The sequence below is a fragment of the Cryobacterium sp. Y57 genome (genome assembly GCF_002929505.1).
Classification (GTDB): Bacteria; Actinomycetota; Actinomycetes; order Actinomycetales; family Microbacteriaceae; genus Cryobacterium.
This window is the reverse complement of record NZ_PJJL01000042.1, coordinates 13,138-29,064: the sequence shown is the minus strand read 5'-3', so window position 1 is coordinate 29,064 and position 15,927 is coordinate 13,138. Positions and strand designations below refer to the sequence as shown.

Annotated in this window: 10 protein-coding genes and 3 pseudogenes; 8 read left to right on the top strand and 5 right to left on the bottom strand. The window is 58.7% G+C overall.

Annotated features, from left to right (window positions below; translation table 11 throughout):
* Positions 1-132: 132 nt before the first annotated feature.
* Both CXY72_RS01600 and CXY72_RS19115 read right to left on the bottom strand, forming a co-directional pair.
* Positions 133-708: pseudogene (locus tag CXY72_RS01600) on the bottom strand (recombinase family protein); the annotation flags it as partial.
* Between the two features lie 760 nt (positions 709-1,468).
* On the bottom strand, positions 1,469-2,128 hold the full coding sequence (locus tag CXY72_RS19115; RefSeq protein WP_146071012.1) for a hypothetical protein: 660 nt from the start codon (positions 2,126-2,128) through the stop codon (positions 1,469-1,471).
* Positions 2,129-3,149: 1,021 nt separating this feature from the next.
* On the opposite strand from CXY72_RS19115, the gene CXY72_RS01595 reads away from it, so the two are divergent.
* Entirely contained in the window at positions 3,150-4,391 is a 1,242-nt protein-coding gene (locus tag CXY72_RS01595; protein WP_104125979.1) for a hypothetical protein, read from the top strand.
* Positions 4,392-4,881: 490 nt separating this feature from the next.
* On the opposite strand, the pseudogene CXY72_RS01590 reads toward CXY72_RS01595, so the two are convergent.
* A pseudogene (locus CXY72_RS01590) lies at positions 4,882-5,448 on the bottom strand (hypothetical protein).
* Positions 5,449-5,455: 7 nt separating this feature from the next.
* Complete coding sequence (locus CXY72_RS01585; RefSeq protein ID WP_104125978.1) at positions 5,456-5,878, bottom strand: single-stranded DNA-binding protein; 423 nt, start codon at positions 5,876-5,878, stop codon at positions 5,456-5,458.
* 186 nt (positions 5,879-6,064) lie between these two features.
* On the opposite strand from CXY72_RS01585, the pseudogene CXY72_RS01580 reads away from it, so the two are divergent.
* Positions 6,065-6,799, top strand: a pseudogene (locus tag CXY72_RS01580) (VOC family protein).
* Positions 6,800-6,906: 107 nt separating this feature from the next.
* On the opposite strand, the gene CXY72_RS01575 reads toward CXY72_RS01580, so the two are convergent.
* Positions 6,907-8,706: a type IV secretory system conjugative DNA transfer family protein gene (locus tag CXY72_RS01575; RefSeq protein WP_104125982.1), complete on the bottom strand. Its 1,800-nt coding sequence runs from the start codon at positions 8,704-8,706 to the stop codon at positions 6,907-6,909.
* A 586-nt stretch (positions 8,707-9,292) separates the two neighbouring features.
* Here CXY72_RS01575 and CXY72_RS01570 point away from each other — a divergent pair.
* The 6 genes from CXY72_RS01570 (at position 9,293) to CXY72_RS01545 (ending at position 15,890) form a co-directional block, all read left to right on the top strand.
* Positions 9,293-10,330, top strand: a complete 1,038-nt coding sequence (locus CXY72_RS01570; protein ID WP_104125977.1) for a carbohydrate ABC transporter permease — start codon at positions 9,293-9,295, stop codon at positions 10,328-10,330.
* Between the two features lie 185 nt (positions 10,331-10,515).
* Entirely contained in the window at positions 10,516-11,358 is an 843-nt protein-coding gene (locus CXY72_RS01565; protein WP_146071011.1) for a carbohydrate ABC transporter permease, read from the top strand.
* Between the two features lie 83 nt (positions 11,359-11,441).
* A complete protein-coding gene (locus CXY72_RS01560) occupies positions 11,442-12,782 on the top strand; it encodes an ABC transporter substrate-binding protein (protein ID WP_158252433.1) in 1,341 nt (446 codons plus the stop codon).
* Between the two features lie 9 nt (positions 12,783-12,791).
* Positions 12,792-13,697 (top strand): HAD family hydrolase, encoded by a 906-nt coding sequence (locus tag CXY72_RS01555; RefSeq protein ID WP_104125974.1) that lies wholly within the window; start codon positions 12,792-12,794, stop codon positions 13,695-13,697.
* The gene (locus tag CXY72_RS01550; protein WP_104125973.1) at positions 13,687-15,150 is read left to right on the top strand and encodes an MBL fold metallo-hydrolase; all 1,464 of its coding nucleotides are present in this window, start codon (positions 13,687-13,689) and stop codon (positions 15,148-15,150) included. The genes CXY72_RS01555 and CXY72_RS01550 overlap by 11 nt, the downstream gene beginning before the upstream one ends.
* Entirely contained in the window at positions 15,138-15,890 is a 753-nt protein-coding gene (locus CXY72_RS01545; protein ID WP_146071009.1) for an endonuclease/exonuclease/phosphatase family protein, read from the top strand. The genes CXY72_RS01550 and CXY72_RS01545 overlap by 13 nt, the downstream gene beginning before the upstream one ends.
* Positions 15,891-15,927 lie beyond the last annotated feature (37 nt).

The following is a 15,927-nucleotide window of genomic DNA, read 5'->3' as shown; positions in this document are numbered from 1 at the left end:
GACACCTGCTGCTGAGGAAGAACTACGAAACATTTCAAACCACCTAAAAATAGGTGTTGCTTCGATCAATAGAATCCCGCGGAGGCTATACGGGGCACGTTTGGACGCCTCAGATGACTCTCCGGTGAGGTCCAATGACCGAGTTCGGCGATAGAACGTTGCTCGAGACATTCCAAGGTCACGGGCAACCGTTGTCACTGGTTCTCCACCGTCGATGAGTCGACGGGCGTTGCGAATCTGGCTGTCGGTGATGAGCCGCGGGCGGCCGCCTAATAAATCCTTGCCGGCTTCGCGGCGTTTGTTGATGGAGTCGACAACACGCTCTCGCTTGATTTCGTGTTCCATTTGTCCGAGTGCAGCCATGATCGTGAACAGCATGGACCCCATCGGTGTTGCTGTATCGACGTCGCCGCCGCCGAGGTTTAGTACGCGAAGGCCGGCGCCGCGACCGCGGAGCTCTTCGGCGAAGACGAGCATGTTCTGCGTCGATCGGCCCAGCCGATCCAAGGTTGTGATGACGAGGGTGTCGCCGTCCTCGAGAGCGTCGAGCGCGCGATCGAAGTACGGCCGTGATGCTCGAGCGCCTGAGATGCCGTGGTCGACGTAAAGGTCATCGCGTCGCACACCGGAGGCCAAGATATCGACTTGCTGCCGGTCGGTGGATTGTTGGCGCGTGGATACGCGCGCGTAGCCGATCAGCTTTGTCACTGTGCTCCTGGGTGTCTCATAACACGGTGAGTACCGCAATTCAAGCAGTAGGTTATGCGACGTAGTTACAAGACTCGCCGCACCGCCAGATTCCGCCAATTTCAGGAAGCGCAGATCACGGCCGTGAGACGTCTTATATCCCTAAGGATTCGAGACATCGTAACTGCTCATGTTGCAAAAACGTTAGTGGCCGGCCGCGACGTGCATCTCATCAGAGATATGACCCTAGCTGTCTGCGCCACTCAGCTGTCCAGTGAACCCAGCGCGTGCTATGTCGCTTTATCGCGTTCTCACCAACAACGACTACACCCCACAGCTCCTGCTGCGGCGTGTAGTCGTTTTGGCTCCATGTTGCAAAATATTGAACTGGGGCGACGAACAAACCCGACCAGCTGCCCCCACTCACTTTATGAGGCAGACCTCTAATGGATCCGGTGAGAGCGCATTTTCAGAGCAGACGCGGTGAACATCGTGGCCCCGACAATTGCCGGGTATCCGCTCGCTGCGCCGAATCCTATTTCGTTGAACGGATCCAACCAGCTGTTCCCAGACCACGCGATTCGCCCTACTACAGCAAATACGATAACCGCGATAACCGCGACGACGACGATGCCGGCAGTCAGACCGACAATTGGCCAGTGCCATCCGATAGCAACAACCAATGCCCCGATGATACCGATGATGATTAACGTCAGAGGGCTGATGGTGAAGTTGCCGGGGATTCAATCAGGATGCCCTCCTCGTTGAAGTACTCTCACTATCATCCCGGATTGCATGCCAGATTGACATCGGCCGAGAGCCCGACGACAGACGAACCAACTGCATTCTCCGCGTGCCAAGTCCTACTGCTGGTGTTCACGCATGTCTTGGACGTTGACCAGTAAGCAGTTATACCTGGACGCACCGTGGTTGTTTTGAAACTTCTCTGATGCCACCAGGGTGCCGCATAGGACGACAGGATGGCGTTCACCGATGTTGTTTCTGAACAGTCTGAACTGAGCCCATAGGAGTGGCTTGACCTTGCAGACCCATTTACGACTTTCGGATTTGTGACGCTCGATGTGACGGTGCATGCGGCAGCGACAGCCTGATACGTAACCACGCCGTCGCTGTAATTCACTTGAACCAATTCGCCGGTCCCCAGCGCGACTCCATCGGGTAGAGGGATCGGCGTGCGGACTGTCACCGACTGACGACTCGAAGATTCCCTCTGTTGGAACTCCTGTAACTTCTTTGTCGCGGCTTCATCCACAGGTATTTTGTCGGATATTCGATCGATGATCCGATCCGCCGGGATAACATTCGTTCCGTTATCTGGCAGGCTGGTATTCGCCGCAGGATTCGCCGCCGCGATGTTCATGAAGGCCAGTGCCAGTACTACAACAAGCACTACAGCCTTCTTATTTGAAACTCGTTTCATAGTCACTTCTCCTTTATCTCCATTGAATAACCCACCGCGTACGTTTTTACAAAGACGCCTTTGTCCTGCAAAACCCAAATTAGGTACTTACACTCAAACACAGGAGTATTGGTCACCACAAGGAAAAGTGAGTGTGCGCTCGACGAGCACGGCGTTAAGGAGGTGACGGATACGGGTGGTAGGGCGGCACTGATCCACTCATCCCGCGTCAGGACCAAGCGTGTTCATCAAACAGTTCCCTGTACGGGTCGTCATGGTCGCCCAATGCATGAACACTTCGTCAACAAGAAGGCCCGCGACCCCATCGAGGTCTCGCCGATCTTTCGACCTTCATCTCTGATTACGTAAGCCGCTCACCGGATGAGACCGGTGCCTAAGCTAGCCAGCGGCCAGCCACGGTTTTGGTCAGCTTCCCGATACCTGCTCGACAGGTGAGTTTGGAACTCTGGTACCTCGGCCGAATCGGTACAACGTTGTCCTTGTCGATGCTCTCGTGAGCCTGCTCGCTGCTCTCGACACGCTCTGTGAAAAGGGAATTGCCAAACGAGCGATCAAGGTGGTCCTACCTCGCAATCTAACCGTCCTACAACCCATCGCGTACAAGACGATCACCCTGACCTAATCCGGTGCCGGAGATCAGTTCGATGTCCTAAGGAGCGATCGCAGATCGTCGCCACAAAGCGCTCGCGGTCACATTCCGATGCACCCTTGAACTGCTCAACTGGGTGCACCCTGATGGACGATCTCCAAATCTGGCCGGCGGCCCTGCGGCTCGGCGCCCGACTATCGCTGCTCCGCAGACAAACTGGGCCTAAAACTCGTCCGTCAAAAAATAGATGCAGGGCCACGCCATGAGCGACGCTCTCACCGATTCCGTGAGCAACATAGAGTCACGGGTTGATTTGTGGGCTGGGTGCCTTGAAAACGTCGCTGTCAGAGCCGTGCGCTAAATTGGGCGACATGGGTCGTGGCAGTCCCCCCGATAATGATGCCAATTTAGTCGGCCAAAGGAGGTCACGCTGTGAGTGACGAGATTGAGCTGGTAAGTGATGGCGAGGGCTTGGCGATTCTTGGCAAGAAGTCCGCAGTTGAGCGGTTTCTTCGTGACCGGGGCCTGCTCCCCAGCTCAGAGAATTTCTCGCTTGATAAGGTCCGCAGCTCGGTTCAGGTAGCTGAGGCCATGGCCAACGGGTTATCAGAGATTGCAGCGAGTTCTGGCAGGTGGGTCAAATTAACTAAAGAGTCCGCGGAGCTTGTCAAGGAGTTTGGGCTCATGGAGTCGACGACTCGGGGCGTAAAGCACGCGATGATCGGCGACCGAGGTTCGATAAGCAAGTGGCTCCAGATTGACAGCGGAAGTGGAGCCCTCGTTACTAACCCCGCCGTTCTCGCTGGAGCCGCCGGAGTTATGGCGCAAATTGCGCGTCAACAAGAAATGCGTGAAATCCAGGCGTACTTGGGCCAGATAGACACGAAAGTAGCTGCGGTACTTCGTGCTCAGAAGGATGCGGAGCTTGCAAGACTGTTCGGAACCCGTCGTAGTATCGAGCGGGCCATGAGCGTGCGAGAAGAACAGGGCGGACGAACGGACCGGACAACATGGTCCACAGTGCAGGACCGAGTTGGGGCCGTCGATGACCTGTTGAGTTGGGCGATCTTAGGTCTCGATCGAGTGGCCATCAAGCTTGATGGAGTGGCCCACGCGGGCGAGCGCGTGAGGATCGCCAAGAGCGCCGAAAACGATGTTGCGGAGTTTCTGGCTGTTATCGCCCATTGCTTTGAGATGCACGACGCGCTCGACGTGATGAGGCTTGACCGAGTCTTGGAGGAGTCACCAGACAAACTCAACGCTCAACGCAGCGCTTTGGAGAAGTATCGGCAAGAAAAGCGGTCGGACATCTTGGAAGCGTCGAAGCGAGTAGTTGCGCGTATCGACGAGGGCGCGGGCACCGCGAATTCTCACGTGGTCCTTCATAACAAGGCAGCAAAAGCCATTTCGGCTTCGGCCAACAACGTGGGGGCGGCAGTCACTCAGTTGCATGCGCCACTCGGAATCGACTCCGGTCGACAAGAAGTATGTGCGCCCCGATGGCGGGGAGCGATTCGCGATGGCCAGCAACTGCGCAATGCCGGCAATGAAGCCGGTCCCAAGCTGATTGTTCCAGCTATGGTCGTCGGTGGGGTCGTGCTCTATGCAGTGCCAGCAACGCGTCCGCTGGTAATAAAAGCACTTGAAGCAGCGAAGAAATTGATGCTCCGCTGAATCGGAGATGCGCGGGCGTTGCGGCCCCAGGGTGCGGCCGGTCGGAATCAAACCGGTCGAAAGTGCTTCGCATTTATCGCAGGTTCGGGGCTTCCTTTGACCGATGTCAGGGGTTGCGCGACCGCTTTTTTGTCGATAACCACTTCTTCGGCTCGTTACTGCGTTCGGAAGCTCAGTGCCTCGCGATCAACGGATGATCACGTAGACCGAGACGAGTCGAAATGTCGAGACGCGGAGGAAGAGTGTGGCAACATTTTGGCAACATTTGAACGAAATTGCTTCCATTCCAACCGGGCTCATATGATTGAACAAGCGCGTAATTCTGCGGTTCGTTGGCGAGTCCCGCTACCCAGTTGAGGCAGTATTAGGGTTCAAATCCCACCGGTACAGCAGGAAATGCGCCGAGGACTTCTCCTGCTGATGCGGCCGATCGAGTGCCACGATGGAGAGCACACGACGAGTCGTGCTGCCCCGGATGCTCATAGGCGAATCAGTGAAAGTCGGGTCCATCATTGATGCGAGCTTCTGCCTCGCGTCGCCTGGCCACGTCATCAACGACAAACTGAACGAAGTCCTCGTCGCGATCGCCGATGACCACATCCTCGACAGAGTCGGCCGGAGGTTCTCCCGGCCACGCGGTCTGCCGCGTAGCCCGGTCCCGCTCCAGGCGGGTCCCTGACATCGCGACCTAGTCGCGGAGCCGCTGGCGGGCATCCGCGAAGTCGCGATGCCAGCCGAGCGGGGCGGAGCCGTGTTGGTCGGGGTCGTAGGCGCCGAGCCAGTGCAGGTGCAGTGCGGAGAGTTCCCAGACGAGTTCGGGGTGCCGATGCCAGAACGGAGGCACGACGGATGCCGGCAGCCCGTACGTGCGTCGAAGTCAGTTCACCCATCGGTTGAGTTCGATCCATTCGATTTCGGCGTCGTCGGCGCTGAGCAGGTTCCAGTTGATCGGATGCGGCGGCTCCGCCACGAGCGGCCCGTCGAGATCGTCCAACGAGCTCACTCCGAATGCGTCGTCGTGATCGTCAGAAGCCCGCTCGACGAGTGAATCTGCCATCGCCAGTTCACCGCCTCGAGCCGGTGTGTTCCGCTGCCGCCTCGTGCTCGACCTCGATGTCCGCACCTGTGCGATGGGTACGGTCGACCTCATAGTTGGTTCGCGCAAGGTCGTGGCCGATCTTCTTGGCGACAAACTCTTCGCGTTGGATGGCTTCGCCGTCGCGATCGACCTGGAAGGTGCGCACATACCCCTCGGCGACGAAGCTGTCGCCTTTGGCGAATCGGGTGAGCGCCCGTTCGGCGGTGGCGCGGTAGGCGACGAGGTCGTGGAAGGTGGGCTCGAGCGCGGTGAAGCTGCCGCTATATTCGTGGCGGAAGTGCGGCTGACCGATGCGCACGTGGAATCGTGTGTCGCCGTTTTCAGTGACCGTTTGTTGCGGGTCTGAAGCGATGAAACCGGATAGCGATTGCTGGGTGTGAAGTGCCATGGGACTTTGCCTCCTGTATTTTCAGCAGACCGTTGTGATCCGCGCTCATTAGGAGGTGCACCAGGCGCACCATTGCGATCGCGCCGGTACTCGAGGAAATCCGGTCAGCGAGGCAGTACTGGCACTGAAAACTTTCCGCGGACATTACCTGGTCGCACGTCTGGCAGGCGAATAGGCTTGGGCGCCATGGCCCTTCGGCTGGTTCAGGTGAATTTCAAGGCCCGGGATGATTCGGTGCTCGGCCAGTTTTGGGCGTTTGCGCTCGGCTGGGGTGTGTCCAGCGAAGGTCCGGGCGTGACTAACGTTGAACCGCCCGGCGTGGTCCTGCCGGATCCGGTCGCAGTCTGCGTCGACGTCGTCATAGTTCCAGATCCCGAAACGGTGAAGTACCGCGCACACCTGGACCTCGCCACCTCTTCCTTGGCTCATCAAGCGGAACTGGTGGCGCGATTGAAAGCGCTGGGTGCGACATCCGCTGATATTGGCCAGGGCGACGTACCGTGGACGGTTCTGGCCGACCCGGAGGGCAACGCGTTCTGCGTGCTCGAACCGCGAGCGATCTACACGGACACCGGACCGATCGCCGCGGTGGTAGTCAGTTGTGCGGACCCGCGGGCGATCGCCCGGTTCTGGAACGGGGCGATGGATTGGACCCTGCACGAGGTGACCGACGATTTTGCACGGCTACGGTCGGCCGCGGGGGTCGGTCCGTATCTGGAGTTCATTCGCGTGCCCGACATCACCGTGTGGACCCGCGTCCACCTCGACCTGCGTCCGTACCTTCGTGATGACTAGGCGGCTGAGGTGGCCCGGTTGCGAACACTAGGCGCGCTCGATGCTGACAGTGGGCAGGGCGTTGTGCCGTGGGTGGTGCTCACCGACACCGAGGGAAATGAGTTCTGCGTCCTGACGCCGGGGTAATCCCGTTGAGGGCGTGGTGACGCACGTAGAGCGGATGCCCGCAGCTCGGTAACGAGACCCTCTGTATAGGAGTGCGGTCGAGAGATATCGCAGGGTTCGGCTGGTCGTCATTCCGGCTCGACCGGCTCCGGAGCGGGCGTGTTCCGAATTGGCGCCCGCATCAACCCTTCGATTTCCTCGCGGTTCGTACGCAACTCTTTGGCATCAGACCGCGCGGTCCACATCTGTAGGGTCGCGATGATCGGCGGCGCCGCGCGGAGCATGATCAGGCCGGTGCCGAAGGGCAGGGTGCGGATCGTGTCGGGCGGCATGATCGGGACCCGGCGGATGGACCGCTGCGATGACCGCGAACCGCGATCGCCGACCGTCGTCGAGTCGGTCAGCTCGTCGCGGTCACCGATCAAAGTCGAGAGATCGTGCAGGTCTCGAGAGTTGGATCCACCGCCGAGCACGATCTTGACGATCGAGGAGTCCCAGATGGTGCTGGCGGCGTTATCGCTCCACTTCGTGCGCGCCTGCGCGAGGGATTGCAGGACCGGCATGGTCGTGATGCCCGTGCCACCACCCTCGGCCATCAGCGTGGGGAGCGAGGGGAGTGGCGCGAGGTTGCCGATTTCGTCGAGCGCGAGCAGAAGGGGCGGGTCGAGCCGTGCGCCCGCGCTTCGGGCGGCGATGCGGCGGGCGGTCTCAACGAGGTCCTCGACGAACGCCGAGACCAGCGCCGCAGAGTTGTTCGAGCCGGCACCGGTCGCCAGCAGGTACAGCGTGCCGTTGCTGCGCAGGAATCCTTCGGGGTCGAACGCCTCGCCCTCGGGTGGTGAGACGGCATCCAAGACTCGGGGGTCGGCCAGGGCGCCCAAGGACAGCGAGACACCTTGCCAGATGGAGTCGCGCGTGCGCGGGTCGGCCTCGAGCGTGGCCCGGAGCGAGTCGCCCCAGCCGGTGGCCGCTGCGGGAGTGCTCAGCAGGATCGCGACCGCGTCGTGGGCGGCGGCCGGGTCGAGGGTCCAGCGAAACAGCTCCGCTGGCGGGCAATGGTCGAGCGCTGCCGCATGCAGCAGCGCTTGCAGGGCCGTGCGGGTCTTGGCTTCCCAGAATCCGCCACCGTCGACACCGCCCGCGGCCAGTCCGGTTCCAGCGGCGAGCCCCGCAGGGCGGATCATCGCCGTGAGCGGATCCTCACACCCGCGAATGGGCGACCACCGCAGTCCCACAGGAACCCCCGCAGCGAGCTGCTGCGGATCGAACACGGCCACTGGCCCTAGCCGTTGCCGCGCTCGCAGGGTTGTCGTGAGGTTATCGGGTCGCGTCGACGTGGTCACAACCGGGCCCGGCGCATCGAGAATAGCGTTGATCACAATGTGCGCGCCCTTGCCGGAGCGCGGCGGGCCGATCACCAGGATCGAGTCCTCCACGCACGCCCACACCGCGCTACCCCGCGATCGCCCGATCCGATAACCGACATCGCTCGGGCTGGCCTTCGCGAGCGACGCTCGAAGGTGCGTCGCGCGTTTCATGATGGCCGAATGCGACGCGGCGCGGGCAACCTCTGCCCGTGTCGCAATGCCAGCGATGCGGAGAGGGTCGACCTTCGTCGTGACGCCCCTGAACATGAGCCACAATCCAATCGCTAAAGCGGATGCCAGACCGACTAATACAATCGTCGTCACCCAGTAGGCGACCGGGTTCAGACCCGGTGCCCTCAGCGCTGTCGCGGGGCCGCCCGGGTTTAGGAGCACCGCGAGCCCAGTTTCCGGCCCGCCAGTGGGCGGCGCGATACCAGTTGCCCAGGCCGCAACAGCACGCGAGCCACGAAGGAGCAGGGCCAACGCTGCCGCACCGATCAGGAGGCCGATACCGAGGTTGGTCAGCTCGTCGCCGAGATCGGTCTGCGGTCGTTGGGTCATCATCCGCTTTGATCTCCAGGTCCGGGCAGGTGCTGTAGAAGCGACTTATGGGGGAGTGAGCAGGGGCTTGCTATCGAGAGAAGCCTGAAGTCGCAACCCGGGATTCGGACAGTTGGGAAGGACCTCCACACTTTTCTTTCCATCGACGCACCTCCTCAGCCATATAGAAGGTGCGTATCTACTGCCTTGCGGGTTCGTGCGCCGTCGTGCCGAACGCCGCGAGTTCGTCCGGATGTAGCTGAACTTGCACGACAACGATGCGGTCCTTCACTCGCTATGATGCGTGCCCGGAGATGACCGCGAGAGCGTTTCACAGGATCTGAGCTCGTCAAGTTCTTGCCGGCATGCGCTGCGCGTCTCACCGTTTGTCATGCGGCTGTCGCCCCGATTCAGCCAAAACTCCCGCGTTCGTCGCAAGTGATATTAAGTCACTATTCGAGTTGTCACGTTATTCAATGAGATATAGCCCAGTTGTTTACGACGACGTAACCTTGTGTCTTCTTATGTGCCACTTTTACTTCTTGTCCGGTTCACCAAACTTTCTTAGTTTGATGTCTATCAAGTATTGGAGGCTAGGGAATCGAATATGTCAGCAGAAATCATCATGCGCCGACGAAGCAAACAGCGACGGAAAGAGCGGATTTGGTTACCGGCACTTTACTTAGCGCCGACTCTTTTGCTCATGTGGGCTTTTGATATATACCCTATTTTTCTTTCCGCGTGGATGAGTCTTTGGCGCTGGGGGATAAAGGCAGAAGAATTCATTGGTCTGGATAATTACAAGAGAGTTTTCGAGGACATTGGCAGCGGCCCCGGCGGGGCCACGGGCGAGGTTGGTAACAGTCTTCTCGTTACGGCTTTTTATGTGATCGGTACCGTGCCGGTAACGATAATTATCGCCTTTGTAATTGCCAATATGCTGAATTCAAAGATACGTTTCTCAGGCATTCTGCGTACCGCATACTTTGTCCCGTATGTCACATCGACTGTTGCCGCGGGCCTAGCCTTCGTTTGGCTCCTCAACCCTCAAATAGGTGTATTGAATTCGGCTCTCGAGTCTGTTGGCCTACCACCACAACAGTGGTTGCTGGATCCAGAACCCGCCGCTCCGAAGGTGCTTGCAGCACTCGGTATTGGTTGGTCAGAAAGTCTGCCGGAATTCCTGGAAGGACCGAGCGTAGCTCTGGTCTGCGTCATTGCCTTTAGCGTGTGGAATTCGTTGGGTTTTGCTGTCGTCATCATCCTTGCTGGGCTGATCACGATTGATCCCCAAGTGAAAGAGGCTGCCCGGATGGACGGCGTGAACTCTTGGCAAATGGCGACCCGCATCACGATGCCGTTGGTATCGCCCACTCTTTTTCTTCTCTTGATCGTTTCTACAATCAGCGCCTTTCAGAGTTTCAACGAGGTCTACGTGTTGACCAGCGGTGGTGGCTATGGGGCCGGGGCCGGCTCACCGCTGGATTCCACTCTGACGCTACCTGTGCTCATTTTCCGTCACCTATACGAACGTCCCAGCTCGGTGGGATTTGCGGCGGCATTGTCCATGCTGCTGTTTGTTGTAGTGCTGGGTGTTGTACTTTTGCAGTTTCGACTCGCTGAGCGGCGTGTCCACTATGAGTAGATCTCTCCGAACTCTTTCGCCAACATCCCATTACATTAAAGAGGCGGAACATCACTGTGGCACTTCAGACGACTGAGAGAGCGCCGAGTCAGGCAATTCGACCGCACCTAGACGCCGGTATTCCAACGAGGTCAAGACGAAAACATGCGGCTAAGCGCTGGTACCGAGTAGCGAGCCGAGTGGTCTTGTACACCGCCCTGATCGCCGGAGCGATGGTAATGCTCTTCCCGTTCTTTTGGATGGTTTCCAGTTCCCTCAAAACTTTCCAAGAGGTGAATCTATCGCCGCCCACCTTGCTTCCGACAGATCCACAATGGGCGAATTACGCTGAAGCGTGGGGATCTCCGCCTTCAGGATTCGGACGCTATTTCTTCAATAGTCTCGTAGTCGCCGTCGTTGGTACTGCCATACAGCTATTCACGGGAATTATGGCGGCTTACGCTTTTGCCCGGTTGAAGTTCCGATTCAATAACCTGCTTTTTATGCTCGTATTAGCGACCATGATGATTCCGTTCGAAACAAGAATTGTCCCCAATTATGTTCTGATTCGACAGATCCCCTTGGTTGGCGGAAATAGCATCTTTGGGGAGGGTGGCTCCGGATTATATGACACGTATGCCGGAATGATCTTGCCCGGTGTCGCCAGTGCGTTTGCCGTCTTTCTACTTCGCCAAGCGTTCATGGCTGTTCCTCGCGACTACTGGGATGCCCTGCGCATGGACGGCGCATCTCACTGGACATTCCTCTGGCGAGTCCTCATTCCCATGACCATGCCGGCGGTACTGACCGTGGTGTTGTTCGGATTTATCGGGCGATGGAACGAGCTCTTGTGGCCATTGATTGCTACGCAGAGTGAATCCATTCGGCCCGTGCAACTTGGGCTGATGCTCTTTTCCGGTGATGAGGGTTCGCTCTACCACCTGCTCATGGCCGCCACGACATTGGTCGCGGTCCCGGGAATTATATTCTTCCTGTTCGTTCAACGTCGCTTCATCGAAGGCCTCACAGCCTTCGGCGTAAAAGGCTGACCAGTTCAACTAGGTTTCGCAACGTTTCCAGACTGACCACAACCCATTCCACTAACTTTACCGGAGGTACAAATCATATGAATATGATAAAGAAATCAGCTCTAACTTTCTTTTTCCTCGCGGGAACCCTGCTGCTTACTTCCTGTGGCCTCGGAGCTGCTACCAGCTCCGGAGAGGCGGCCGTCAGCGCAGCAAATATTGATGACATCGACTTGCCCACGGGAGTGGAGATCGATTTCTGGCACATCCAGGCGACCGTCTACGGGGAAGCGATAACTGAGATGGTTCAGGAATTCAACGCCACAAACGAGTGGGGGATTGTGGTGAACGAGTCCTTCAAGGGGTCCTACCAGGAGCTGAATCAGGCCGTAAGGGCTTCTCTCGCCGGTGGCGGCGCCCCCGATGTCTCGATGGCCTATGAAAACGATGTGCTTGAGTATGTGGCAAACGATGTGATTGTGCCGCTGGACGCGTATCTGGACAGCGACCAATTCGGTGTCTCGAAAGACGACTTTGCCGACCTCGTCGACGGTGTCCTAGCCAGGCAACAAGTGGATGCCTACAAGGGGCTCACCCTGTCATGGCCCCACGGAAACTCGAGCATGGGTCTGTACTATAACGCTGACCTGTTCGAGACGGCCGGTATTGACGGGCCACCCACCAGCTGGGATGAATTCCTCGACCAGGCGCGTCAGCTGAAGGACACGACCGGATTGGCGTACTCCGCTATGGGGCCCGCAAAGAACGGTATCTACTACAACATGCTGCGTTCCAAGGGCATCACTCCCTTCGACGCCGTCGCCGCAACGACCGAATTCACTTCACCGGAGTCCATTGAGTCACTGGAATTGTTGGCTGCACTCTTTAAAGACGAGCTCGTTTACACGGCAACAGACACCGAGCAGGAATTTACTAACGAGCGCACTGCCACCGAGATCGGAACCACGGCGCGGACCTCGACGAAAATCGATCAGATCGGGGACAAGTTCGAATGGTCTGTGGCACTGACTCCCCAAGAAACCGATGAGCCCATTACCCAGTTGTTTGGTGGAAACCACGTCATTCTGGCATCCGGGGAGCCCGAGCAAGAACTTGCCGCTTGGCTATTCATGCGCTGGTTTGCCGATACTGACGCTCAATCCATCTACGCTGCTCGAACCGGTTATTCGCCCGCAGTCAAGAGCGCTTTGGACACTGCATTGTTGAGCGCGGACTACGGTGAGAATCCCCAGAAAGCGGATGCTTTCAAGAGTGTTTTTGTCAACGCGCAGATCATGCCTCCGACTGCTGCTGGCAATGCAATCGACGATATGGTCACGGGAGTTCTTGAAGAGGTCGTCCTCGGTTGGGTGACTCCGCAGGAAGCGGCCGAACGGATGGACGCTGAAGCGGCCAGCCTTCTTCAAGCATCACCTCAGAACTGAGCAGTGACGATGCTAACAACCTCGACGCAGTCAATTCCAATGAGGAGTGGCCTCAACTGGCCGGCCCCGCTGGAGAACCTGGGTGACATAAAAGTTGTGCTCTTCGACCTAGACGGCACACTCCACGATGACCCTCGAATCACCGACTTTTACGCGAGAGTTCTGGAGGAGAAAATGGTTGATGGCACAGGCCTCGGCCTTCAAGACGAAGTTGCGGACGTCATCCAGGGGCGCCACCCCGCCGCGCAACCCGGTAGTTTTGTGGAACCGTCCCGCGGTATCGCGATCAGCGCCCCACACTGGGTTGCGGAGAAAGCAGTGGATTGGATGGGCAATCCGGTTTCTTTGGTTGATGACGGCCTTCTCGGTCCGATTCAACATGATGGAGCCCTCCGCTACCTGGGCGATCAGTGGCAAATCATTGGAGCCTTGGCTGCGCGGCGCGGCGTCGATGTCCACATGCTTCGTGATGCATTCGTGCGTGCTCGCCGTTTCGGGAATGATCCAAGCACTACCCTCATCCGTTCCGAGTACTTGGATGAGGTCCTCCACCGCTTGAGCCAGGGGCGCCGGTTTCTGCTGGCGACCAACACCACCGAAGAGTTAGCCCGTCCGTTGGTTGATCGACTTCGACTGCAGCCGCCTTTTGAGATAATCCGTTTCGATGCGCGCAAGCCCGCCGGCTGCGCGGAGCTGATCTCCCACGCTCGCGAGCAGTGGAACATTGCGCCTTCGGAAATTTTGGTGATTGGCGACAATCTGTGGAATGACTTGCTTCCCCCGGCCGAACTAGGCTGCCGAACAGTGCATATAGACCCGTTAGGAACAGACCGCGCCGCACGCTGGTCCAGCGCCCGATTTGATAATTTTGCGGCCTTCGCGGCCGCGCTGAAGGAGCTTCCCGATGAATGCTGAACTGGAACCAACTATCACGTTCTTCAACGGAACCAGCACGATCGGGGGGGTCCAGGTCTCGGTTCGCTCCGGAAATTCGGAGGTCTTCTTCGATTTTGGCGTGACGCCGAATCCGTCCGGGGCTCTGTTTTCCCGGTCCTCACCCGCGCCCGTTGAGGGGAGCCTCGCCGCGCATCTGCGCGCAGGAATGGCCCCGCATGTTGAAGGGCTCTACGATCTGACACAGCTCACACCGACCGGCGGAAGCGTTGCTTCTACCATCGAGCCGATGGCCGGAACTGGTCGCATGTTGAGCCAGACATCTGTCTTGGACCACGCGGAAAATACGGCAATATTCGTCAGCCACATTCACAACGACCATTGTGAACTCCTCCCATTTGTTAGTCCCGATGTGCCAGTCCTTATGAGTGCCGACAGTGCCGCTCTGTATACCGGACTGACGGAAGTAGGGGCGCTGCGCGCCACGCCGGCTGCGGTCCGAGGCTTGGTTGAGGGCGAACACGTCGCCATCGGTGGGATGGACCTCGAGCTCGTGCACGTTGATCACGACATACCCGGGGCGGCGGGTTTCATCCTTCAGGCGGGGAACCGGCGGATTGCTTGGACTGGGGACTGGCGTGGTCACGGCCACGCACCTGAACGCATGGCAGCCTTTGCCGAGCGTGCGGCTGGAGTCGACCTGCTGATCACGGAAGGCACAACGCTTCGTCCTGACTCAAGCCCGTCTAAGCCGCTTTCGGAGGTCGAAATCGCCGAGAGAGTTGACCGGATGCTAGCTGCGACCGCTGGCCTAGCTTTCGTCACTCCCTACCCGCGCAATCTTCGCCGCTTAGCAGGCCTGCGTGATGCCGCCACCGCAAACGGTCGGACCCTGGTGCTGCGGCACGAGACTCTGGCCGGATGGCGTGCCGCCGTTAGACACGGATTATCTGTGCCGCAACTGGACGATATAGATGCGCCTATCGCAGTGTTAGCGACCGGGGATTCGGACACGAACCTCCTGGCTGGCCACACCCAGGTCACGATTGACGATATAAGGGCCAATCGAGGAGATTTCCTAGTAGAACTGCAGGTTCCCGACCGTTGGGTGGCGTTGGCCGTCGGGGCGGGTCCTGACGACGTGCTGATTCACAGCAACGGACAACCGTTGGGTTCCTGGGACCCAGAATGGACGTCCCTCACTGCATGGGTTGAGACGCTCGGGCTTGACTTTGTTTGGCTCGACTCCGGCGGACATGCCACTCCCGACGACCTCGCCTGGCTGGTTGAAACCGTGCGTCCGGGGGCAATTGCGGCCGTGCATAGCGCGCACCCGCAGCTCTTTCCGCGCACCTCAGCGCCGCTCATACTCCCTGTGCGCGGGCAGTCCTTCACGCTCTCTCAGCCCATCGCGCCTGCGCTCGGAACGCGCAGCGCAGACTCCGAAAGGACCATGATTCCATGCGTTTTGTAGTAATGACACACAATATTTGGGCGGACAACCGCTGGCCGGACCGTGAACCAGCACTGCGCTCGTTGCTTGTCACGCGTCGCCCCGACATCTACGCCGTCCAAGAGCTCCGTCCAGTTACGCGTGACGTCATCGACAGTGTGCTCACCGGGCACCGCCGTGTGGAAGACGACGAACACGGATGGAGCCACGAAAGCTCGATCTGGTGGAACGCTGAGCTATTCACAGAGGTTGAACACGGCTCGTTGGACATCGGAATCGGTGTGGATGAAATCCACCGGCACCGGAAACTTTTCTGGGTACGGCTGGCCACGGAAGACGGCACAACCATCGTCGTGAGCACCGCGCACTTCGCATTTCCAGGGACAAAGCGTGAGCTCACCGAACATGTCAACCCCCGGATCGCCCAATCGGAAGCAGCCGGAGTCGCCCTGGCCACATTGGGGGAACCAAATGAACCCGTGCTGTTCATGGGTGACCTGAACGAATCGTGGCACGTTCTCCGTATATTGCACGCCGCCGGCCTGCACGACTCCTACTCCGCCCTCGGAGTCGTTCCCGGGCCCACCTGGCCAACGGTTCCTACATGGCCAGCCGCCACCGCGCCATGGGTCATCGATTTTCAGTTTCATCGGGGCAGCATTCGAGCCCTAACGACCGAGATCGTTGACTTTTTCCACGGAGATATTGCACCGTCCGACCACAAACCTGTGGTCACCACCTATGGGTTCGACGTCAAATAACTGAACGAGTCGAAGGGGTACCTTTACCCGTGCGCAG

Bases quoted from the DNA above. Each gene is read 5' to 3' on its own strand.
- CXY72_RS19115 (WP_146071012.1), bottom strand. From the start codon at position 2,128: ATGAAACGAGTTTCAAATAAGAAGGCTGTAGTGCTTGTTGTAGTACTG.
- CXY72_RS01585 (WP_104125978.1), bottom strand. From the start codon at position 5,878: ATGGCACTTCACACCCAGCAATCGCTATCCGGTTTCATCGCTTCAGAC.
- CXY72_RS01575 (WP_104125982.1), bottom strand. From the start codon at position 8,706: ATGACCCAACGACCGCAGACCGATCTCGGCGACGAGCTGACCAACCTC.
- CXY72_RS01570 (WP_104125977.1), top strand. From the start codon at position 9,293: ATGTCAGCAGAAATCATCATGCGCCGACGAAGCAAACAGCGACGGAAA.
- CXY72_RS01560 (WP_158252433.1), top strand. From the start codon at position 11,442: ATGATAAAGAAATCAGCTCTAACTTTCTTTTTCCTCGCGGGAACCCTG.
- CXY72_RS01555 (WP_104125974.1), top strand. From the start codon at position 12,792: ATGCTAACAACCTCGACGCAGTCAATTCCAATGAGGAGTGGCCTCAAC.
- CXY72_RS01550 (WP_104125973.1), top strand. From the start codon at position 13,687: ATGAATGCTGAACTGGAACCAACTATCACGTTCTTCAACGGAACCAGC.
- CXY72_RS01545 (WP_146071009.1), top strand. From the start codon at position 15,138: ATGCGTTTTGTAGTAATGACACACAATATTTGGGCGGACAACCGCTGG.